This is a genomic window from Ruegeria sp. A5, assembly GCF_056543005.1.
Genome location: NZ_JBQGAV010000002.1, coordinates 422,645 through 444,458, shown reverse-complemented (window position 1 = coordinate 444,458; position 21,814 = coordinate 422,645). Strand labels below are relative to the sequence as shown.

The following is a 21,814-nucleotide window of genomic DNA, read 5'->3' as shown; positions in this document are numbered from 1 at the left end:
GGCGCTGCCCAGTCAGTCAGCCGCGAAATAGAGCTCGCGCGAGTACCATTTCTGCTCGACATTCCCAACGGGCCAGTTCCTAAGATCGTCGTTCATCATGTAAACGCCTGCGTAGTGATAGATCGGAATGATCGGGAAGTCGGTGGCCAGGATTTCCTCGATACGCGTAAAACTTGCAGACGGATCGGGGCTGGTCTTGGCTTTTTCCAGCAGTGCGTCAACCTCGGCATTGGCATAGCCCGCATCGTTATATGCGTGTGTGCTGCTCATCAGGTCCAGGAAGGACGATGCCAGGTTATATGGCCCGCACCATCCGGCGCGGCCTATGTCGAACTGCTGGTTCGAACGCGCTTCGAGGAAGGTTTTCCATTCCATGTTTTGTAGGACGGTATCGACACCCAGCTTCTGTTTCCACATCTGGGACGCAATGATCGCAATCTTCTTGTGCGCCTCGCTGGTATTGTAAAGAAGATCCAGCTCAATCTCTTCGCCAGAGTAGCCAGCCTCGGCCAGCAAAGCCGAAGCGCGCGCGTCTCTTTCGGCTTGCGTCATTCCACGTGCCGAGCTGTCTGGGCTGACGAAGTTAGCTGTCGCCTCGGGCGTGAAGGTGTAGGCCGGAAATTCGCCACCCTGCAGGATCGCATTGGTGATCACCTCTCGGTCAATGGCCAGGTAAAGCGCCTCGCGAACACGCGGGTCCAGCAGTGCGGGATGCGTGTTTTCCGTCATGTTGATGAAGTAATAGTAGGCACAGAGACGCGGAAAACTAACTGCGTCGTCTGGGTGTTTTTTGCTTAGGGCATTGTATTGCCCGGTAGGCACCTCTGTGCGATCCAACTCACCGGCGAGATAGCGCGTCAGGGCACCGTTGTCGTCACTGATGACAAGAGCCTCGACCCTTTCCAAAATCGTGTTCTGGTCGTTCCAGTAAAGCGGATTGCGTTCGCGCACGGATTTTTCTTGGGGGACATGTTCGGTCAGAACATAAGCACCGTTTGATACGATGTTCCCGGGCTTGGTCCAGTCGGACCCATGCGCATCGATCGCCCATTTTGGCGACGGAAATGTCGGTTCGCTCGTCGTCATCAGCGGAAAGTGCCCCATGCTGTTTTCCAGCTGAACTTCCAGTGTGTGGTCATCCAAGGCTTTCACACCAAGCTCGGACGGATCCATATCTCCGGCCATAACAGCTTTGACATTCTTCAGCCCCATTTCTTTAGCGAACCAGGAATAAGGAGAGGCCGTGTTCGGATCGGCAAGTCGCTTCCACGAATACTCAAAATCATGGGCGGTCACAGGTTTGCCATCCGACCATTTGGCGTTGTCACGCAATTGAAATGTGTAGACGGTGTTGTCAGCGTTCGCTTCAAAATGTGTGGCGACACCAGGCACCAGATTGCCATCTGCGTCCTGGTTCATCAGCCCTTCGAAAAGGTCCCGAATGAATTCACCGCCTTGGACATCTTCCGCCAGTTGCGGATCAATCGAGGCAAATTCATCACCGACGCGGTATGTAAACACCTGCTCGTCGGCTAGTTCTTCATTGGTGACAGGATGGACATCCGCGATTGAGGGCGATGCAAGCAGCGCCATGCTGATTACGGAGGACAATGCAAGTGCGCGGTTCGAGATCATGTTTGCTCCGAGTATGTACAGTGGCATCAGCAAAAAGAATGCGCAGGACTTCACTTGGTCGCTAGTTTGCCAGGCCTTATCTTGTGCCTTGCTGTGCCTTGTGGTTCATCGTGGTCTGAGTGGTAGCAAACATTTTCCCTTCGGAATCCTGCTGAATCATCAAGGTACTTGACCTTACGTCAGCAATACAAATTTTTCGCATTTATCCTAAGATGTTAAATGGCGGCGAGCGCCGAGCGGTTTCTTTGCGACCACCGCTTATTTGAGCGCCTCCAACTTGCGAAGCGATGGCGTGCACCGTAATCTGACGCCTATCGGAACTTCGCCGGTATTGGTCGGGAATCGCGTTTTTTTACCTGAAGGATCCTCAACGAACTGTTGGCCACACTATATTGGATCATTCCTCGAAGAGGGTTGGACGATGACATTTAGGCAGCTTCAGGCGTTTCTGCTCGTGGTGCGAACTGGGACATTGGCGGCCGCCGCTGAACATATGGGGTTAACACAATCGGGTGTAAGTCGACTTGTCACCGAACTTTCGCGAAATGTAGGGTTCGAACTTTTTACTCGCGTGGGCCGGGGCGTAACACCAACAGTTCAGGGTATGGCCTTTTTTAGGATCGCTGAGGGTGTCTACGATAGCGCCGAATCGCTACAACGCGCTGCTGCTGAAATCCGTGCAGGGATCGAAGATCGGGTTCGCCTAGCCTGCCTACCGACTATCGGCGCCGCGGTATTGCCCTCGGTTCTAGAGTCATTTCATCAGAACTACCCAAATGCCTTCGTCGACATTTATGATCAGGATGCCAAAGAAACTGTGGAAGCTTTCTACGACAAAAAGCTCGACTTTGCCGTAACGCACAAAGTTGGTCATCTTGAAGGGATCCATACCGAAGCCTTTGCAACGGCCGATTATGTGTTCGCTGTGCATCAGGACCATGAGCTAGCCAATCTGAAGGTGATCAAAAATACAGATCTCAGCGGGCATAGTCATGTGGGGTTTGAAAGCGAAACGATGTTCTTACCCAATGATGACGAAACCCGGTTGATTGGCGAAGCGTCTGGCAGCATATCCAAGCGAATCTGGTGCCAATCATCCGTAATGCGGTACGCGCTGTTGGCCAACAAACGAAACGTCAACATTGCGGAACCATTTTCACTGCCGCTATTTGCACCGCATGGCGTTGTTGCACGCAGGTTCGAACCGCGGGTTACCATTGAGATGGAATTTGTGATGCCAATGGAAAACACAAATGTGTCTATGTATGTCGTCCTCAAACGAGCATTTCGCAATGCCACATCTGAATTTGCGGCCCGTCACGATCTGCCGATCTTTGTAGGAGGTGCAGAGAAGCTGTAAGCTAGGCCGGCCCCGGTGTGCTGAACAACAACGTCACTGCTAAAATTAGGATTGGCTGATGCTCGACTTACAGGCGCTGCTGACAAGCATATCAGATCGAATCTATCACGAAGCGGATTGGGGACAGCCTGCGCAGTACATTCCGGATCTTGCTGAAATTGAACCCGCCCAATTTGCTATCAGTGTCTGCTTGGCAGACGGGGCGACGTATTCTGCGGGGCTGGCCAATCAACGGTTCACGATACAAAGCATCTCTAAAGTCTTTGCACTTATTGCAACCTTGGGAAGGATCGGCGACCAATTGTGGGCACGGGTCGATCGCGAACCCTCAGGTACTGCTTTCGACTCGATCGTTCTTTTGGAGAGCGACAAAGGCCACCCCAGAAACCCGTTTGTGAATGCAGGCGCTATTGTTACCACAGACGCCCTCCTGTCTGGCCGTGAGCCCAAACTGGCTTTGGCCGAAGTCTTGAATCTCGTGCGCGCAATGGCCGAGGATGATGACATTCATATCAACGGCGCCGTGGCCAGATCCGAGCAAGAGACTGGGGCCAGAAACAAGGCACTCGCTCATTATCTGGCGTCTTATGAGAACCTTTTTAACCCGCCCGATTTGGTCCTTGGAACGTACTTCCATCAATGCGCAATTGAAATGACAACCATCCAACTTGCACGAGCCGGTCGCGTTCTTGCCGGTTTGAAGGGATCGCCAAGAGTGATGTCCCTAAATCACGCGCGACGTGTCAACGCGTTGATGATGACCTGCGGTCACTACGATGGTTCCGGCGACTTTGCATTTCGCGTTGGATTGCCAGGGAAAAGTGGCGTAGGTGGCGGAATTCTCATTATTGCACCCAACGTTGCTTCCATCGGCATTTGGTCACCGGGATTGAATTTCTACGGCAATTCAAATGCTGGTACACGGGCAGCCGCCTATTTGACTCAAGAAACCGGATGGTCCGTCTTCTGAAATAATCAGTGAGTAACCGTTGCTCCAAGATAGGACAGTTTCGTCCGCGACCCGTAAGTTGCCCGCTCTAATCTCGTTGTGTCCTGAACGAATGGCCGGTTTTCACGCTGCCGCGCAGCGCTTAGAAGGGTGCAAGATCAGCAAGGTAGTTTCTTCGTACGCCCGTAGCACAAACTTAGTTCTTCTCCTTCAGACTCCTTTCAGTCCTCGGATGCAGCGCTGCATCAGCTGGAACTAATCGAGTTGCACTACGACGGGTGGCCCACAGCTGCATTCCATCCACCAGTTCGATGTTGCTAAACAGATCCCAATGCGACCGTTCACGACACAAGAGATAGCTGATCAACAGTAGGCCAACACCGCAGAGCGAAGCTGGCCTCAGCTGTTTTTTCCGTAGCAAAAGAAAGCGTTTTCACAATATCCTGAGCAAGTCAAAGGCACCTTTGTATTACGAAAACCCTTCTTTCGTCGTATATCCCCAACTTAAACCGATTTGTTTGGTTGACCGAACCCACCGCCGCCGGGTGTTTCCATTACAAACTCGTCTCCCGAATGAAGAACTGACTGGTCGTTGCCACAGAGCTTTTGTACGGCTCCGTCGCTACGGACAATTGCGTTCTGTCCCGTCGCGCCGGGGGCGCCGCCTGAAGCACCGTGTGGATGGGTATCCCGGTGGGACGAAAGGATGGTCACGGTTGTTTCTTCTAAGAACCGCAACCGCCTGCGGATACCGTCGCCACCTTGAAACTCACCGTTCCCGCCTGAACCAGAGCGGATCGAAAACTCCTCCAACCGTACCGGGAACCGGCTTTCCAGAACCTCCGGGTCCGTCATGCGGGTGTTTGTCATATGGCTGTGTACCGCGCTCGTACCGTTAAAGCCCTTGCCGGCTCCGGTCCCGCCGCAGATGGTTTCGTAGTTTTGATAGGAGGCATTACCGTAGACAAAGTTGTTCATCGTGCCCTGGCTGCCGGCAATAACCCCAAGCGCGCCATAAAGGGTGTCCGCAATGGCTTGCGAGACTTCTGTATTGCCGGAAATGACTGCCGCGGGTGCGTTGGGATTGATCATCGTGCCAGCCGGAACAATCAGTTTCAAAGGTTTCATACAGCCTTCGTTCATCGGAATGTCGCTGCCGACCAACGTTCGGAACACGTACAAGACAACGGCACGGCAAATTGCCAGCGGTGCATTGTAGTTGAGGGGCGATTGATCGGATGTGCCCGAAAAATCGATAGTGGCGGTTCGGGATTCCCTGTCTACCGAAATTGCCACTTCGATTTTTGCCCCTCCGTCCAATGGGTAGGAAAAACTGCAATCTCGCAGGACGTCGAGAACCTGTCGCACGCTTTCCTCAGCGTTGTGCTGAACGTGCCCCATATAGGCGTGGACTGTTGGCAAACCAAACTGCGCCGATATTTTGCGCAGTTCGGCTGCGCCGGTCTCGTTCGCTGCAATCTGTGCCGCAAGATCCGCCATGTTCTGATCGACATTGCGACACGGGTAACGCCCTGAACCCAACAGGTCGCGCGCCGCACCGTCTCGTAATTTACCCTGATCGACCAACAAGAAATTGTCGATCAACACGCCTTCTTCTTCAATGTGGCGACTGTCGGGCGGAGCCGAGCCAGGGGTCTTACCTCCGATGTCAGCGTGATGGCCGCGCGAGGCGACGGTGAACACGATTTTCTCACCTGCTTCGTCAAAAACTGGGGTGACGACGGTAACATCGGGAAGGTGGGTGCCGCCATTATAGGGGTTGTTCATCATAAACACGTCACCTGGACGGATTTTGCCCTTGTTTTGACGTAGGATCGTACGAACACTTTCCGACATCGAGCCCAAGTGCACGGGCACATGCGGTGCGTTGGCAACCAGATCACCGTTTTGGTCAAATATCGCGCAGGAAAAGTCGTACCGTTCTTTGATATTCACTGAATACGCCGTATTCGCGAGCGTTGCCCCCATCTGTTCGGCTATAGACATGAAAAGGTTGTTAAACACTTCCAGCATAACCGGATCGACATTTGTGCCGACTGCTTCAACCCGCTGCAGCGGTGTTTCACGCGTCAGGACCAGGTTGCCACCGCTCAGACAGGTGGCAGTCCAACCGTCTTCGACGACATTTGTTCCAGTTGGTTCGGTCAAGATCGCCGGGCCTTTGATCGATTGACCAATGCCAAGCTGCGTCCGATCAACAAGGGGAACCTGTTGGTGGTGCCCGCTGCAATAAAGCGTCACCGGAATCCGAGCGGCGTTGGTTGCGTCACTATCGGGCAAAGTGACCTGCTCACCCGTCTTTCCAATAGCCTCTGTCACCAGCATTTCGATGATCAGATCGCTGGTATCCGGCGCGAATCCAAAGCGCTGCTTGTGCGACACGACAAATGCGTCGCGCATCGAAATCGGGTCGGAAAATGGCACCGACAGACTTTGCTGAGCGTCCGCGGGACGGATATGGGCAGTTGCTGAGATCGAGATATCTACCTCTGCCACGCCCTGCGCCGCAACCTCGGCCCTGGCGGACTTCGCCAGAGCATCGCAGATATTCTGTGCCTCTGGATCCAGAATAGAGGACTGGAACTGATGTTCCCGGATCGCTGTGATGTCCGCCAAACCCATACCAAAGGCTGACAAAACGCCCGCATACGGGTGGATGAAAATCCGTTCCATCCCCAACGCGTCGGCGACCAGGCAGGCGTGCTGTCCCCCGGCACCGCCAAAGCAATTCATGGTATATTTGGTAACGTCGTAACCGCGTTGCACACTGATTTTCTTGATCGCATTTGCCATGTTCTCAACAGCGATGCGCAAGAACCCTTGGGCAAGTTCTTCAATCGACTTATCCGTACCCATTTCAGCCGCCAGCGCTTCAAATTTTCTGCGCACAATTTCCTTATCCAACGGTTCGTTGCCTTCATGGCCGAAAACCGACGGAAAATGATTGGGCTGCAGTTTGCCAAGCAAAACATTGCAGTCGGTGACGGTTAGCGGGCCACCGCGTCTATAGGCAGCAGGTCCGGGGTTGGCGCCAGCACTTTCCGGCCCGACCTGCATCCTGCCATCACGAAAGGACAGGATAGATCCGCCACCTGCGGCGACCGTATGGATCGACATCATCGGCGCACGCATCCGGACGCCGGCAACCTCGGTTTCAAAGAATCGTTCATATTCACCGGCATAGTGACACACGTCCGTAGACGTGCCGCCCATGTCGAAACCAATCAGTTTGTCAAAGCCGTGATCGGCAGCGGTGCGTACCATTCCGACGACACCGCCCGCCGGCCCGGACAAGATGGCATCACGACCCTGGAAAAGATCGGCGTCGGTCAAGCCGCCGTTAGACTGCATGAACATCAATTGATCGCACCCGCCTTCATCGGCGCCCAGAGCTGTCGCTACCTGCTCTACGTATCGACGAAGAATGGGTGACAAATAGGCATCAACCACTGCGGTGTCTCCGCGGCCCACCAGTTTGATCAGCGGGCTCACCTCGTGGCTAAGCGAGATTTGTGGAAACCCAACGGCACGCGCCAGCTCACCAATCAGTTTTTCATGAGCGGGATACTGAAAGCTGTGCATCAACGCGACAGCGACGGATCGGTACCCGTCCGAATAGGCCTTTTCCAACGCGGTTTTCGTTTTGTCGATATCCAGCTGTGTCACGACCTCGCCATCTGCCGCGACACGTTCCTCGACTTCGACTACGTCTTCGTACAGAAGCTCGGGCAGCTGGATGTTCAGGTCGAACAGGCGCGGACGGTTCTGATACCCGATCCGCAAAAGATCGCGCAGCCCCTTCGTTATGAACAGAATGGTTCGTTCGCCTTTCCGTTCCAGCAGCGCGTTGGTCGCGACCGTGGTTCCCATCTTTACCGCACGAATTGACCCTTTTGGGATGTCCTGATCGCTTTCCAGACCCAGCAATTCACGAACACCTTGTACAGCGGCGTCGGCATAGCGTTCAGGATTCTCGGACAGCAACTTATGTGTCTGCAAACTTCCATCCGGCTTGCGTGCAACGATGTCGGTGAACGTGCCACCCCGATCTACCCAAAACTGCCACATGGACATAACTCCTCTGCTTGCCGGCCAAACCGGCATTGAATTTCATGAAGGGGGAAGGAAGCCTCGGCGGTTTAGTACACCAAGGAAGGCAACCAGGTTGCGAGCTTCGGAAAAACCAAAAGAAGCCCGAGCATGACGAACATGGTAACAACAAATGGCAATGCGCCGCGGATCACATCCATCATCGGTCCTGCTTTCCTGATCCCTTGCACCACATAAAGGTTGATCCCTATCGGCGGTGTGATCAGAGCGGTTTCCAGAAGTACCATCAACAAGATGCCAAACCACACCGGATCAAAACCCAGCGCCACAACGATCGGGGTAACCAGCGGCGCCATGGTCAACAGCATGGACAACGTCTCCATGAAGCAGCCGATCAGGATCAGCACCGCGACGATCATCAACATGGTTTGCATTGGGCTCCAGCCCAGCCCTGTGACAAAATCGGTCAAAGCCTGGGTCAGGCCGATTATTGAAAGGACAAAGTTCAGGAACACCGCAGCTATAATGATCAGCATGATCATGGCGGTCGTGCGCATTGTGCCTTCGATTGCGTGACGCATGGTTTCCATCGACATCTTGCCGTTGAACGCCGCAAGCGCCATCGAGGCAACAACGCCCAATGCTGCGGCTTCGGTAGGCGTAGCCAGACCTGCGTAAATCGAGCCGACGACCACCATGAAGATGCCAAGAGGGGGGATCAGTGCAGGAAGCGCAGCAAGCCGCTCTGCCCAGCTGTGGCGTAATTGGTCCCCGCCCCATTCCGGCCTGATCATGCATGCCACAACGACGGTTGCCATGAACAACAGTGCCAGCAGAAATCCAGGCAGAAAGCCCGCCAGATACAGTTCCGGCACCGAAGTATTGGTCAACAAACCATATAGGATCAGGTTGATCGAAGGCGGGATGAGAATGCCGAGCGTTCCTCCGGCAGCCACGGTGCCGAGAAACAGCCGCTCGTTGTAACCCCGTTTTTTGATCTGCGGCACAGCCACCGTTCCGATGGTTGCGGCAGTGGCTACGGATGACCCAGACGTGGCCGCGAACAGGGCCGAGGATCCGATATTGGAATGCATCAACCCACCCGGCAACCATCCAAGCCATTTGACAATACCGTCGTACATCCGTTCGGTGATGCCAGCACGCAAAAGGATCTCTCCCATCATTACGAACATCGGGATTGCCACCAGCAGAAAGTCCGTGCTGGTCTGCCATGCCATATCCGATATTGCGCGGTGCAACGGCATCGGGCTGTCGGTCCATTGCAGGATCAGGCCCAGCCAACCCAACGAGGCGGCAATAGGAACGGCCAAACCGATGAGGGCAAGTAGGATCAGGAGTGTCTTGATCAGCATCGGTCTATACCGTCTCGTCTTCTATTTGTTCGTCCAGGGATTTCACGCCGATCAGGTCCTGCACTCCGGCCAGATCGCCTCGTAAGTATTGTCTGATCGCGGCCAGAGCGATCAGAACGCCCGAGCCTACAAAGAACATCCAACCCAAGAGCCACGGTATCTGGGGAATGGCCAACGGTACGCGCATCGGAGTAATCGACCGGGAACCGTTAGCCAGCGTGTCGGCCACCATACCCCACACCATCACAACGATGACCAAGGCAAATCCTGTCAAAAGCACGAGGCCAAACAGGTTGATAATTGGGTGCAGCACCTTGGGAATTGCTCCGAGCAGGGCGTCAACCCGGATATGCGCGCGTTCAAACAGCGCAAAAGACATCGCCAACGCGGTTGCCACACCGAAGGCATAGCCCGAGATTTCGTCCGCCCCGCCCAGCGAGATGTTGAAAACTTTGCGTAGAAAGACTTCGAGAGTGATGAGGAAGGCCGAAAACACGATCAGTGTACCACCCAGCCACGTCATCCAAAGGCTCAGCCTTCGCGCGCCGCCTAAGAGCTTGTCTAACATTTTGATTACCTGATGTTTTGTGGTGGGGCGGCGGGAGTTTGACCGCCCCACTGAATCGGCCGGATTACTTGGCTTCGGCTTTCAGGCCAAGGATCGGGCCAACGGTTTCATTCCAGTTTGCAGCACAATCGGCGCCGCAGCGTTCCGCCCAACGGGCCAGCACGACATCGGTCGCGATCTTGTCCCGTGCGGTCAAATCGTCTGCCGTGGGTTCGACGAGCGTCATGGATCCGGCTTCACCGATTTCACATGTGCCGCCGGTGATGCAGGAAATCGCAATATCATCTTCGGTTGCCGTCTCTGCCCACATGGAGTCCGTCAGAACCGCGAGTTCGGTTTCCAAGAGTGCCTGTTGTTCTGGCGTCAGGCTGTTCCATTTGTCCAGGTTCATGGCTCCGAATGCCAGACCCCAGCCAACACGCAAGGTATAGGCATGAGTGGCCACCTGGTTCCACTTGGCCGTATAGGCTGACATGGTGCCGGTGATCGCGCAGTCTACGACACCTTTTTCCAGCGCAGGAATAACCTCGGAGAAGGCGACAGTTACGGATGTGCCCCCGACACCTTCTACAAAATCACCCAAAGTCGTCGAGTAGACGCGGATCTTTTTGCCTTCCAGATCGGAAATTCCGTTCACTTCAGCGTTGCACCAAAGGGTTTGGCTTGGGAACGGGTACAGCATAAGCAGCTTGGCGTTGTAGATCTCTTCGAACGCCGAGGACAACGTGTCGAAATAGGCGTCGGCCACCTTACGCTGCGTGTCGATGTCCTGTGTCAAAGTGGACAGATCAGCGCCTTCGAAAATCGCATTTTCGGCGGCGACGTAGCCGGGCAAGCCAAAGGCAAAGTCGAAGACACCGTTCTTGACCATGCGCATGATCTCGAAGCCCTTTAGCCCCAAACCGGATTGCGACTGGATTTTTCCGACTATTTCGCCGCCCGATGCCTCGTTGAGCCGTTGGTTAAAGAATGGCTCTTCGTGTTTTTGGTAGTTGGTCAGGCTGGACCACGTTCCTACTGCGTTCAAAACCACGGGATTGTCGGCAAACGCTGCGGTTGTTGAGACAGCGAGCGCGCCGAGAGTTGTTGCGAGTTTCTTCATCTGGTTTCTCTCCTGTTGTATTATTTTGATTGATAGATGGGTGTTTCAGCGTCATCCGCGATGTCGGTGATCAGCATGTGCCCCGGCTTGTGCGTGATCGCGATTGAAGGTTTGGCATTCTTGATCGCAGCCTGTGGTGTGACGCCACAAGCCCAGAACATTGGCGTGGTGCCGTCTGAGACCGGAGCCGGATCGCCCCAGTCCGGGCTATTTATTTCGGCGATACCAATTTTCTCTGGCTCGCCCCAATGCACCGGCGCTCCGTGCGCCAGAGGAAATTTGCGTGAGATATCGACAACTTCGTCTACCCTGGCATCAGGGATCGCCCGCATACTGACAACCATTGGCCCCTCGAAAGGACCAGATTTGATCGTTTGGATATTGGTCACGAACATCGGCACTGTGCGGTCGTTTTCGATGTGCCAGAGCGGTACGCCGGCCTGTTGCAATGCATGTTCGAAAGTGAATGAGCACCCCATAGCGAACGCCACAAAATCATCGCGCCACAGTTGCTTGAGATCATGAACCGTGTCGACGTGGATGCCGTCGCGATATACGTAGTAAGCCGGAGTATCGGTGCGGATATCAATATCAACTCCCAAGGTGTCCATGTTTGGATTGCCCGTATCGGAAACGCCGACAATCGGGCAGGGTTTTGGATTTCGCTGGCAGTAGCGCATGAAATCCAACGCGTAATGTTCGGGCAAAATCGCCAGATTGGCCTGCAGGGTATTCCCGCCCAATCCGGCTGTGTGACCGCGATAGGCCCGTGACCTGATCTGCGCGCGCACAGACGCTGTTGTCGCAGATTTCAACGGCTCAAACAGATCGCTCATTACGACCCTCCCTAGTTTGGAATACGTTCGTGCGACTAGGGCATAAAATCAAATTGTATTATTTTTGTCTTCTACATAATATATTTTTATACCTGTTGAAGCGCTACATCTCGGGCGATGACCGCTGCGGCCTCAAGCAGATGATTGCGCGGATCACCCAGGTAAGAGGCAGAAAATTGAAGAGGTTCGGGAACCCAGCCCGGGTCGAATTCGACCAGCTTTCTCTCTTGCACCAGCTTCTTCGCTAGCGAGATCGGCAGCGCGCCAACACATAGCCCGGCCTCGACCATCCGAAAACAAGAAGACAAAGAAGAGGACGGGAACAGGGAGATTTCGGAACCGAATCGTTCGAAAAGTGCGGCCCTCAGTTCCCGGTACGGCCGGGTGTTCTTGGCGTAGGTCGCGATTGGGATGCCAGCCAGATCGACGTTTTGCCCTAGAGTTCCGCCTGCTGCCTGAAACCAGGCCAGTGGTACATCCGGAAGCACCACGTTGTCGACCGTGTAATCTGAGACCGGCCCAAGCAGAATACCCAGATCGATTTCACGCCCCAGCAACTGATCCCGGAGGTTCAATGAAATGTCGACGCTGATCTCGATCTTGAGAGACGGGTACTTTGCTCGCAATGCGCCGACAAATTCGGGCAGCCAACTTTGAGCGATAGTCTCGGACACGCCCAGGCGGATCAACCTGTCAACGGCGCTCGTATCCACAACGTGCTCTTCGACCAGATCTGAAAGGTGCTGAAATTGCTCGGCATAGTGGACAAGCATATCGCCACGCTTGGTGAGGCGCATGCCAGCGCTTTCACGTTTGAACAACGACGTTCCCAAACCATCTTCCAAGGACTTGATGCGAGTAGTCACGGCAGGCTGCGTCAGGTTAAGTACTTCGGCTGCCTTGCTGACACTGCCGAAGCGCACAACAGAAAGAAATGTTTGTAGATGTTCGAGTTTGAGCCGAGCCAAGTTGATCGCTTTCTGCTAAGAACGGTCCTGATCTTACTATCGTATTGTCTACGTTTGAATTGTCAGAGGCTATTGATGATGAACTTGTTGAATATTTATAGGAAACCAGACTTCCATTGAAGGTAATACGGCAATGGGATCAGATAATTACGGCCCAAACCTGCCGTTCACTCACCGCGCTGGTGTCGCACTGCGGCCCGTCATTCCTGACATTCGCTGCAACTGCACATTATTGACGAGTGTAAGTTCACACATTGATCCCACAGGGTCGATCCGGTTTGAAGGTTGGATTCCCTTAGTTCGAGTTCTCAGGTAATAGGTATTGATGGACATAGTCGTAATTACGACCATCATCACTTCGCTTTTTGTTGTAATCGGCGTGGCGGAGCCACTGGCTGCTCGATTGCGCTTGCCTTTCAGCGTTATTCTCGCCGTCCTGGGGGTGGTGATCGGGCTTGGCGCGACCTTTTTTCTCAACACTGACCTGACGGATGCGCTGAATCCTGGGGCGCAAGCGATCATTGATCTGCCGATCCGGTCCAACGCATTCCTTTATGTTTTCCTGCCAACGTTGCTCTTTCAGGCCACACTCGGCATGAACCTACGCAGGATGCTGGACGACTGGATGCCCATCCTGATGATGGCCGTTGTGGCAGTGATTGTGGCTACACTTTCTATTGGCTACGCGCTCAGTTGGGTAAGTACGTTGCCGCTGGCCGCCTGCCTGTTGATCGGTGCTATTGTGTCGACAACTGATCCCTCGGCGGTTGTCAGCATTTTTCGATCCATCTCCGCACCACGCAGGCTGTCACGAATTATCGAGGGCGAAAGCCTTCTCAACGATGCCGCAGCGATTGCTCTTTTCGGGCTATTCATGAGCTTTGTCATGCTCGGAAGACCCGATCCCTTACTAAGTGAAGCCTTGGGGCAATTTCCTCTGTTGATCTTAGGCGGAGTACTCACCGGTTGGCTCATGGCGCGCATGACGGTTTGGCTGATGGCTTTCGTAGACCGCTGGGAAATGGCGCAAATTTCAGTTTCCGTTGCGCTGCCGTATCTCTCCTATATCGTTGCTGAACAAAGCATCGGTGCTTCGGGTGTCATCGCTGTTGTGGCGGCAGGGCTTACTCTCAATCTGACCGGCCCCGGTCGAGTGTCACCGGTCGCTTGGGCAAATCTGCAAGAAGTATGGGACCTTCTGGCGCATTGGGCCGGGGCGCTGATCTTTATTCTTGCAGCATTGCTGATACCGAGATTGTTGGAAGGCGTGCGACCGTCTGACTTTGGCCTGTTGGCTGTGGTGGTTCTTGCTGCAACACTCGCGCGGGCGGCGGTTCTGTTCGGGTTGTTGCCATTGCTTACGACAATCGGTCTGTCGCCGGCTGTGGAACGCCCCTATCGCACCGCGATGCTGTGGGGTGGGCTGCGGGGTGCCGTGACTCTGGCGCTGGCGCTGGCAGTCACCGAAAGCACGCATATCCCGCTCGAGACCAAGCGTCTGGTTGGCATCCTGGCCACAGGCTTTACACTGTTTACGCTGATTATTCAGGGCACAACCTTGCGCTCGGTGATCACAAAGCTGGGGCTCGACAAGCTCTCTCCGCTTGATACGGCACTATCACGCCAGGTGGTCGCGGTCGCCTTGCAATCAGTGCGCGAGGACGTGTCCCGCACCGCAGAAAACTACAACCTGACTCACGATATCGTCAGAACCGAAGCCAAACAGTTCAGCGAACGCCTCGATGAAGCTGTAAAGGCCGCCGAAGACAGCGCTCAGATCCTTGATCGTGACCGGATCACGCTTGGCCTGATTGCACTGGCCGGTGCGGAGCGAGATTCCGTGTTGGCCCGAATGCGAGAGCGCACCATGTCGTCGGTTCTGAGTGAAAAAGTTCTGTCCGACGCGGATAGACTCATTGAAGGGGCACGGACCGGAGGCCGGATCGGCTATCAACGCGCGTCAAATCGGTCCGTCGTTTACGGCAAGTCTTTCCGGATCGCTGTGTTTCTGCACAACCGGCTTCGAATCTCGTTTCCACTCACGCGTATCACAACGGATCGGTTTGAAAGACTGCTCATGCAACGCCTGATCCTGCGGGATCTCGACGGGTTTGTCCGTGGCCGCATACGACGGATTCACGGCCGCCGGGTTGCGGAATTGCTCGATGATCTGTTGGCACGTCGATCCGAGGCGGTTGAGACCGCGCTTGATGGTTTGCGGCTACAATATCCAGGCTATGCCGAAAAACTGGAGCGGCGGTTCATCCGACGAACTGCGCTGCGACTGGAAGAGCGTGAATACACGGTCATGCGCGAAGACGGCCTGGTGGGTGAAGAACTCTATTCGGTGTTGATGCAGGAAATGGCGGCACGCCGTGCCTTAACTGAAGGGCGTCCGGTACTGGACATCGCCCTCAAAGGACGGGATCTGGTCAGGCAGTTTCCGCTATTCTCTGATCTCGACAAAGCATCACTGAGAAAACTCAGCAGAGCACTGCGTACCCGTTATGCCAATGCAGGTGAAACCATCATCTCCAAAGATGAACTCGCCCGGAGTGTGTTCTTCATCGCTTCTGGCGCAGTCGAAGTGGAGTTAGGCAGACACACTACGCGGTTAGGTCGTGGCGAAATGTTCGGGCAATTGGCCATGCTGTTGAAACGGCCCCGTCGCGTTAACGTGCGGGCGTTGGCGCCCTCGACACTACTTTTGCTCGACGAGGCGCGTTTCCGTCGATTGCTTCGCCGAAGTGAAGCCATGCGGAATTCTGTCAGAATGAGCGCAAAAAACCGCATGATAGACCCTGCGGTGCTGGACTTGGATCAGCGTGCAGGGCTTTCTGAACAGGGTTAATTGTCTTGAAAGATCATCAATTGGAAAGGAGCCGCGGAAACAACGGTGTTGTCTCATGGGCACCAGTCGGGTTCTGTTTTGTCGATGGTCTTCTCCTATCAGAAGCTTGTTCACTCGAAAAACCGTCACTACTCTCAACATCCCGGACAATCGCCCCAGTTTCCTAGCTCCATATTTAATAGCACCAGCCACGAAGTGCGACTTTGTAAGAAGGACGGGTAAGCGATCTGTGACAGGTCCGGCCCAGAGCTGCCGTCCATCTGTGTTGTCGGATTCTGCGTCCGCAATCCGCATTGCTGACATTCGTTGCCAGTGCAAAATCCTCACTTTCTAGCTCGACGTAAGATACCGGCAACCAAGATCTCAAACTTTTAGAGCGCTACATAAGGAACGACCTCGTTCATGCTCAAAAGGTCGGTTTGCTGTCGCTTCGCTTCGGTTCGTACTGCCCGAAAGTTCATTGAACTCGCGATGCCACCTTATTGGTTTTAAGAAGCTCGTGAGCAAACAAGGACAATCCCGCGATAGCAGATGTATCTGCTGCAATAGTCTCAACTTCACTTCCTGAGATTTTGATTGCCGAACTATACGCTTCGCGAATGGGTCCACTGGCAATCAAAAATACTGGGTCAGATTCTTCCAGATGAACTCCGGCGATCTCTTGTCCAATCAACAAACCTGATAGCCTAGACGAAAAGTCGTATATGTCAGCTTCGGGGTCCAACAGTGCCCTAGCGCGTATCGAAAACAGTTTGTGAATTGCAGACGCTGGCTGTGCTAATACTTCGTGGACTGCATTCCTAAAAACAGTTTTATCGAAGAGTTCCGATCTGATGTTGCCACAGAATTGCGATAAGGTTGAGGCTGTTGACAGAAGCGCAAATAGCTCTCCGGTCATGACAGTCTGCCAGCTAACAAGATTGCCACACTCGATCCGACACCATTTTGAGTGCGTCCCTGGCAGGCAGAAGATACCATCCCGTACGCCGTTCGAAACTGCGCCAAACAAGAGGGTTTCTTCGCCACGCATCACGTCAAAGCGTCCCTCTTCAGCAATACAGACACCCGGTAAGATAGTGCAGCCATAGCGGCCGGCAGTCACGTGCGCAGCATTATTTACTATGTCCTCAAGACACGCAGGCACCGAAACATACGGTACCTCTCGCCAACCTTCGCGCGCGCCGGCCATTCCACAAATGATTACCGAGGCAGAACAGGAAATCCCTTTGTTTGATAAGATCTTTTCAAGATATGGAGCGAACTCATTGCGCCTGAGTTTTGACATTCCCATATCGCTTTTGTGAATTTGGACTGGCGCTTTCCCGGACTTGCAGTACCAGGCTCGAAAGGTGCTCGTACCCCAATCCACTCCGACAAATTCGAGCGCGTTCACATCACCCATTCCGTCAGCTCGAATAATGTTTGATAAAGTCACGATCTGGATCCACGCCCAAGCCAGGGCCGTTTGGAATCGCTGCAAAACCGCCTGTTGACGCGACTTGAGTTTGTATGTTCAGCGGTTCAGAAAGCAGTTCATCCCGGAACTTGTTGTCCGTGGTATCGAATTCGAGCATCGGTTCCCACGGGAATAATCCACCTGGAAGCGACGGCATGGCTGCCAGAAGGTGCATATTGGTGGCCACTGCCACGGCTGAACCCCAAACATGGTTCACGACCGGAGTGAAATGCGCGTGGCACAATGCCAAAACGCGCAGGTATTCTGTGATGCCGCCGAGAGCACAAACCTCCGGCTGCGCGATATCCAAACCGCGGCTTTCCAACAAGGCGCGCCAGCCCCATCGGTTAAATTCTGCTTCACCCCCCGAAATGTTGACATTCAAACCGGCGCGCAGCTCACGATATCCGTCAAGATCTTCCGGGGCGACGGGCTCTTCAAACCAATAGGGGTCGAACTCTTCCATCGCGCGACCAACATAAAATGCGTCATGGGTCGTGTAGCCGTGGTTCGCATCGATCATGAAGCGATAGTCATCGCCCACACCCTTACGCACAGCTTCGATCAGGCGCACGTCGTCTGTCGGACCAAGCCCCACTTTCATTTTCGTCGCGACGAAGCCCATTTCTTTGATTGTGGCGGCTTCGTCTTCAAAACGAGACACCAGACTGTCCACACTCTCAGGGCGGAGCATCATACCGTAGCCGTAAACCTGAATGCGATCGCGATGGGTGCCCCCGATGAGTTTATGCAGCGGTAAGCCTGCGATTTTGCCTGCGATATCCCACAGCGCAATGTCCACGCCAGAAAGTGACTGTAAAGGCATTCCCTTTTGGCCATGGTCGCGCATCAGGTTGTAAACTTTATGCCAGATCACATCGCGATCCAGTGGGTCCATATCCAACACCATCGGTTGGATCACATGCTCGACGATTGCCTTGTTTGCCAAGGCGACATTGCCTGCACCAAAACATTCGCCCCAGCCCGTGACACCTTCGTTAGTCTCCACCTCGACCAGATGTGCCGTGCGCTTGTGGTAATATTGCTGAGAATAACCCAGTGGTTCAGGCAAATCGTAGCTGAGAACATGGCTGGTGACGCGGGTGATCTTCATGGGTTCAACCCTCCAAATCCAGTGGAATCGAGGGCGCGCGTGATCCGCTTTTGTACAAGATAGTCGTGTAGCGCGAGGGTTGAGCAATCATGCCCGATCCCCGACTGACCGATCCCGCCATGCGGCAAGTCGATATCGTACTTCACCCCGTTGATTTGAATTTCGCCATAGCGCAGATGCGCGGCATAATATTCGGCCCGACCTAGATCACGCGTGAACAAATAGGCCGTTAACCCACCTTCCTCGCAGTCATTGGCCATTTCAACGACCCCGGTTTCATCCGAGAAAGGAATTAGGCTGACGATGGGACCAAAGGTTTCCTGTCGATAGACACCCATCGTTTCGGTCACGTTGTCCAAAACGGTCGGCGCGATGTAGTGACCCTTGTTCAGGTTCGGGGGTCTGTCCCCACCCGCCAGCAGGGTCGCGCCATCCGCGATTGCATCGTCAATCAAACCTTTGATGCGAGCCCATGCGCGATCGTCAATAACTGGCCCAGTTGTGATATCGTCTGTTTTGTTAAAACCAACCGTAGCCGAATTTGCCCGGGCTACCACCTTTTCGGTGAAAGCCTCACGCACGGTCTCGGCCACAAACACACGGTTTGGTGAGACGCAAATCTGTCCGGCGTTGGAAAACTTTACCCCGGTCACGATGTCAGCGGCCAGGTCGAGGTCGGCGTCTTCGAACACGATAACCGGAGCGTTGCCTCCCAGCTCCATCGAATAGCGTTTGATTGATGTAGCACCGGTGCGCATGATGTGCTGCCCGGTCCGGGTCGAGCCGATCAGGGTCACGACTTGTGGGATGGTCGAGGCGGTCAGAGCATCAGCAACGTCATACCCATCCGTACAGAGAATTTGCACCACACCTTTCGGCAGGTCGATTTTTTCGCAAAGCGCCCCCACTGCATAGGCCGAAATCGGCGTCGCTTCAGACGGGCGAATGATGATCGGGCACCCGGCCGCCATGGCCGGGCCAATTTTGAACGCCAGATTCAACAAAGGGAAGTTCCACGCTAGATAGGCCACCGCCACCCCGACGGGTTCATAGACCATTCGATGTGAATGGGTGCCAGCCCGGTCGCTGAAGCCATAATCCTGAACGCGGGCAATTTCCTCGGCATAGAAATCGAGAGAAACGACCAACCTGTCCCAATCCTCATGCGTTTGGGCCCAGGGCTTGCCCATTTCCTGATGCACGCAGTCGCGCAGGAACTCTTCATGGGCGATCACTTCATCGCGCAGCCGTCGCATCAACATTTGCCTGTCCGCAATCGAGGTCTTAGCCCACCTGGGAAACGCAAACTTAGCGGCTTGTAGCGCACGCTCGACATCCGCGAAGCCGGCCGTGGTGACCGTGGCGATGGGATTTTCAGTGGCGGGATTGATGACCTCTTTGCGCCCGCTGCCATCCGTCAGTGCGCCATCAATGTAGATTTGCGTTGGAAACTCCATGGCCACCTCAATCAAACAGTGTTGCGATGTTGGTTTTGATCTGGTCGCCGATATAGAGCGCCAGTGCCTGTATCGTGGAAGTTGGGTTGACCGCTCCAGCCGTAACGAAGATCGAGCCGTCCACGATGAACAGGTTCTTTACGTCGTGGCTGCGCCCCCAGCCGTTCACCACGGACGTCTCGGTGTCATTGCCCATCCGACAGGTGCCCATCTGGTGCCACCCTGCTCGCCACCAGACTTTGTCACCCTTGGGCAGAATGCGCTTTGCCCCGGCGGCCAGCAAAACCTCTTCGGCACGGGCCTCGCCATGTTTCAGCATCGCCTGCGTATTTTCACCCAAGCGATAGGTGATCTTTGGGGCCGGGATGCCATCGCTATCGGTCAGATCTGGGTCAAGGGTCACACAATTATGTTCTTCCGGTAGATCTTCCGTCACCACAGTCAGGCCAGCGAGATAGGGGTAGACATTGTCCATAATCTCTCGGTGTTCAGCCCCCCATGGGATGGGGCTGTCGATGCCATACCCACCAAGCGCATAGGTCATTGGTGTGGTTGAGCGCCCAGAATGCAGACCATAACCACGTACAAACCCGCGACCGGGGTCGCTTTCGTAAAATTCTTGTGAAAGGATCGAACAGGCCATCGGCCCTTCATGTCCCTTCATTGGCTCATCAAATACTCCTGCAACGCCGGTAAGTGGATGGAACATCAAGTTCTTCCCGACCTTGCCGGACCGGTTCGCCAAACCTTCTGGGAATAATTTGGATTTGGAATTCAGCAGCAAGCGCGGTGTTCCAACACCGTTACAGGCCACGACGACCAATTCTGCTTTCTGCTCATGAATTTGCCCATCGGCCCCATGATAGAGTACTCCGGTCGCGAACCCGCTGGCCTCGTCCACCAATATCTCACGGACACGCGCTTTGGTGCGCAGTTCAACACCTGCATTTTCAAGCATCGGCCAATAGGTGAAATTGCTTCCGCCCTTGGCCCCCGCCGCACAACCCAAATCACAGGTCCCGGCGTTCACACATTTCTGGCGGCCATCGTCATCCCGGCTTAGGATCGCGACGTCAGACGGCCACCAATGCCAGCCTTTTTCATTGAATCCACTCGCTAACGTCTGCCCGAGTTTGCCAATCGGAATGGGTGGGTGCGGCGGCTTATAGTCGGGATAAGCCGGATTGCCTCCCAAACCAGAGACGCCCGTGTTGCGGTCATTCATTTCATAAAACGGCGCTAAATCGTGATAATCGACCGGCCAGTCCTCACCCACGCCATCCAGTGATCTTGTTCGAAAATCTGACGGGCGCATCCGCGGCCAGTGGCCCAGGAAGTTGATTGTCGACCCGCCCACGCCATTCCAGTTGACCGGCGTGATGCAGCTATCCTCCGCGTTGATCGGGTAGTCCTGCGGAAGACCTCGAACATTCGGGTCGCAAGAAAACTCAGCGTACCGAGCGAGTTCATAATCCTCGCGGCGCGATGGGAAGTCTTTGTCCAGCAGATGGGCACCCTGTTCCAGGCACAGAATGCGCATCCGTGTTTCCAACAGAGACCAGGCAATCGCAGCGCCTGATGCCCCCGCACCAATGATCAGAACGTCAACGGGTTCGTGTTTCATGCCTGACCTCCGGTAGGATCGCGAAACACTGGCCCACGAGCGCGCACAGGCGCGGTCAATTCATTCAAAAGCGCGGGCGGATCACTGGCAACCTCGTACCCGGCTGGATGCACAGGATGCGATCCTACACCGACCTTGGCGCGCATATCCGGGCGACTGTAATAACCTTTGTAGGTTTCCGTGAGCAGCAAACTGAACGCCTCTGGCAATTCGGATTCCAGCTGGCGGACGGTATGGGGAGTAATACCGTCCGCCAGTTCGCCGGCGCGGGCTATCAAGGTGACGAGCGCGCTGTTGAGAGCGGGATTACGCGCAGCCGCCTCTGTGACGAATGCCGCCACACCCAGATCTCCCGCCGCCGGGATTCCTCGATCGCTATTTTCGGGAATAAGGATGTTGAGGATTGCATCGAGCGCCAAATGTGGACTGATATTTTCATATTCTGACATC

At 54.6% G+C, this 21,814-nt stretch carries 15 protein-coding genes; 3 read left to right on the top strand and 12 right to left on the bottom strand.

The window, feature by feature from the left end; all coding sequences use genetic code 11:
* Positions 1 to 12 precede the first annotated feature (12 nt).
* Positions 13 to 1,662, bottom strand: a complete 1,650-nt coding sequence (locus ACR0AY_RS07970; protein WP_480453944.1) for a peptide ABC transporter substrate-binding protein — start codon at positions 1,660 to 1,662, stop codon at positions 13 to 15.
* A 304-nt stretch (positions 1,663 to 1,966) separates the two neighbouring features.
* On the opposite strand from ACR0AY_RS07970, the gene ACR0AY_RS07965 reads away from it, so the two are divergent.
* Complete coding sequence (locus tag ACR0AY_RS07965) at positions 1,967 to 2,995, top strand: LysR family transcriptional regulator (protein ID WP_170734000.1); 1,029 nt, start codon at positions 1,967 to 1,969, stop codon at positions 2,993 to 2,995.
* A gap of 58 nt (positions 2,996 to 3,053) precedes the next feature.
* On the top strand, positions 3,054 to 3,965 hold the full coding sequence (locus ACR0AY_RS07960) for a glutaminase (protein WP_170511028.1): 912 nt from the start codon (positions 3,054 to 3,056) through the stop codon (positions 3,963 to 3,965).
* Positions 3,966 to 4,448: 483 nt separating this feature from the next.
* Here ACR0AY_RS07960 and ACR0AY_RS07955 read toward each other — a convergent pair whose 3' ends face one another.
* From ACR0AY_RS07955 to ACR0AY_RS07930, 6 genes are all read right to left on the bottom strand, one after another.
* On the bottom strand, positions 4,449 to 8,033 hold the full coding sequence (locus ACR0AY_RS07955; RefSeq protein WP_170511031.1) for a hydantoinase B/oxoprolinase family protein: 3,585 nt from the start codon (positions 8,031 to 8,033) through the stop codon (positions 4,449 to 4,451).
* 71 nt (positions 8,034 to 8,104) lie between these two features.
* The gene (locus ACR0AY_RS07950) at positions 8,105 to 9,388 is read right to left on the bottom strand and encodes a TRAP transporter large permease (protein WP_010441863.1); all 1,284 of its coding nucleotides are present in this window, start codon (positions 9,386 to 9,388) and stop codon (positions 8,105 to 8,107) included.
* A gap of 4 nt (positions 9,389 to 9,392) precedes the next feature.
* The gene (locus ACR0AY_RS07945) at positions 9,393 to 9,956 is read right to left on the bottom strand and encodes a TRAP transporter small permease subunit (protein WP_480439428.1); all 564 of its coding nucleotides are present in this window, start codon (positions 9,954 to 9,956) and stop codon (positions 9,393 to 9,395) included.
* A gap of 64 nt (positions 9,957 to 10,020) precedes the next feature.
* Positions 10,021 to 11,058 (bottom strand): TRAP transporter substrate-binding protein, encoded by a 1,038-nt coding sequence (locus ACR0AY_RS07940; protein ID WP_170511034.1) that lies wholly within the window; start codon positions 11,056 to 11,058, stop codon positions 10,021 to 10,023.
* A gap of 20 nt (positions 11,059 to 11,078) precedes the next feature.
* Positions 11,079 to 11,894 carry a putative hydro-lyase gene (locus ACR0AY_RS07935; RefSeq protein ID WP_170511036.1) on the bottom strand — a complete coding sequence of 272 codons (816 nt, stop codon included), beginning with the start codon at positions 11,892 to 11,894 and terminating at the stop codon, positions 11,079 to 11,081.
* A gap of 86 nt (positions 11,895 to 11,980) precedes the next feature.
* The gene (locus tag ACR0AY_RS07930; RefSeq protein WP_170511039.1) at positions 11,981 to 12,862 is read right to left on the bottom strand and encodes a LysR family transcriptional regulator; all 882 of its coding nucleotides are present in this window, start codon (positions 12,860 to 12,862) and stop codon (positions 11,981 to 11,983) included.
* Between the two features lie 325 nt (positions 12,863 to 13,187).
* Here ACR0AY_RS07930 and ACR0AY_RS07925 point away from each other — a divergent pair, with 325 nt between their 5' ends.
* Complete coding sequence (locus ACR0AY_RS07925; protein WP_170511042.1) at positions 13,188 to 15,713, top strand: cation:proton antiporter; 2,526 nt, start codon at positions 13,188 to 13,190, stop codon at positions 15,711 to 15,713.
* 457 nt (positions 15,714 to 16,170) lie between these two features.
* Here ACR0AY_RS07925 and ACR0AY_RS07920 read toward each other — a convergent pair whose 3' ends face one another.
* The 5 genes from ACR0AY_RS07920 to ACR0AY_RS07900 are packed head-to-tail and all read right to left on the bottom strand — an operon-like array spanning position 16,171 to position 21,813.
* Positions 16,171 to 17,115, bottom strand: a complete 945-nt coding sequence (locus tag ACR0AY_RS07920; RefSeq protein WP_170511045.1) for a 2-dehydro-3-deoxygalactonokinase — start codon at positions 17,113 to 17,115, stop codon at positions 16,171 to 16,173.
* A gap of 4 nt (positions 17,116 to 17,119) precedes the next feature.
* Entirely contained in the window at positions 17,120 to 18,283 is a 1,164-nt protein-coding gene (locus ACR0AY_RS07915) for a mandelate racemase/muconate lactonizing enzyme family protein (RefSeq protein ID WP_170511048.1), read from the bottom strand.
* Positions 18,280 to 19,740 (bottom strand): NAD-dependent succinate-semialdehyde dehydrogenase, encoded by a 1,461-nt coding sequence (locus ACR0AY_RS07910; RefSeq protein WP_480453942.1) that lies wholly within the window; start codon positions 19,738 to 19,740, stop codon positions 18,280 to 18,282. Before ACR0AY_RS07910 ends, ACR0AY_RS07915 begins: the two co-directional genes overlap by 4 nt.
* Positions 19,741 to 19,747: 7 nt before the next feature.
* Positions 19,748 to 21,364 carry a GMC family oxidoreductase gene (locus ACR0AY_RS07905; RefSeq protein WP_170511053.1) on the bottom strand — a complete coding sequence of 539 codons (1,617 nt, stop codon included), beginning with the start codon at positions 21,362 to 21,364 and terminating at the stop codon, positions 19,748 to 19,750.
* Positions 21,361 to 21,813, bottom strand: a complete 453-nt coding sequence (locus ACR0AY_RS07900; protein WP_170511056.1) for a hypothetical protein — start codon at positions 21,811 to 21,813, stop codon at positions 21,361 to 21,363. The genes ACR0AY_RS07905 and ACR0AY_RS07900 overlap by 4 nt, the downstream gene beginning before the upstream one ends.
* Position 21,814 lies beyond the last annotated feature (1 nt).

Excerpts from the sequence above, each read along its gene's own strand:
- ACR0AY_RS07970 (WP_480453944.1), bottom strand. The coding sequence starts at position 1,662 with ATGCCACTGTACATACTCGGAGCAAACATGATCTCGAACCGCGCACTT.
- ACR0AY_RS07960 (WP_170511028.1), top strand. The coding sequence starts at position 3,054 with ATGCTCGACTTACAGGCGCTGCTGACAAGCATATCAGATCGAATCTAT.
- ACR0AY_RS07955 (WP_170511031.1), bottom strand. The coding sequence starts at position 8,033 with ATGTGGCAGTTTTGGGTAGATCGGGGTGGCACGTTCACCGACATCGTT.
- ACR0AY_RS07950 (WP_010441863.1), bottom strand. The coding sequence starts at position 9,388 with ATGCTGATCAAGACACTCCTGATCCTACTTGCCCTCATCGGTTTGGCC.
- ACR0AY_RS07945 (WP_480439428.1), bottom strand. The coding sequence starts at position 9,956 with ATGTTAGACAAGCTCTTAGGCGGCGCGCGAAGGCTGAGCCTTTGGATG.
- ACR0AY_RS07940 (WP_170511034.1), bottom strand. The coding sequence starts at position 11,058 with ATGAAGAAACTCGCAACAACTCTCGGCGCGCTCGCTGTCTCAACAACC.
- ACR0AY_RS07935 (WP_170511036.1), bottom strand. The coding sequence starts at position 11,894 with ATGAGCGATCTGTTTGAGCCGTTGAAATCTGCGACAACAGCGTCTGTG.
- ACR0AY_RS07925 (WP_170511042.1), top strand. The coding sequence starts at position 13,188 with ATGGACATAGTCGTAATTACGACCATCATCACTTCGCTTTTTGTTGTA.
- ACR0AY_RS07920 (WP_170511045.1), bottom strand. The coding sequence starts at position 17,115 with ATGGGTGATGTGAACGCGCTCGAATTTGTCGGAGTGGATTGGGGTACG.
- ACR0AY_RS07915 (WP_170511048.1), bottom strand. The coding sequence starts at position 18,283 with ATGAAGATCACCCGCGTCACCAGCCATGTTCTCAGCTACGATTTGCCT.
- ACR0AY_RS07910 (WP_480453942.1), bottom strand. The coding sequence starts at position 19,740 with ATGGAGTTTCCAACGCAAATCTACATTGATGGCGCACTGACGGATGGC.
- ACR0AY_RS07905 (WP_170511053.1), bottom strand. The coding sequence starts at position 21,364 with ATGAAACACGAACCCGTTGACGTTCTGATCATTGGTGCGGGGGCATCA.
- ACR0AY_RS07900 (WP_170511056.1), bottom strand. The coding sequence starts at position 21,813 with ATGTCAGAATATGAAAATATCAGTCCACATTTGGCGCTCGATGCAATC.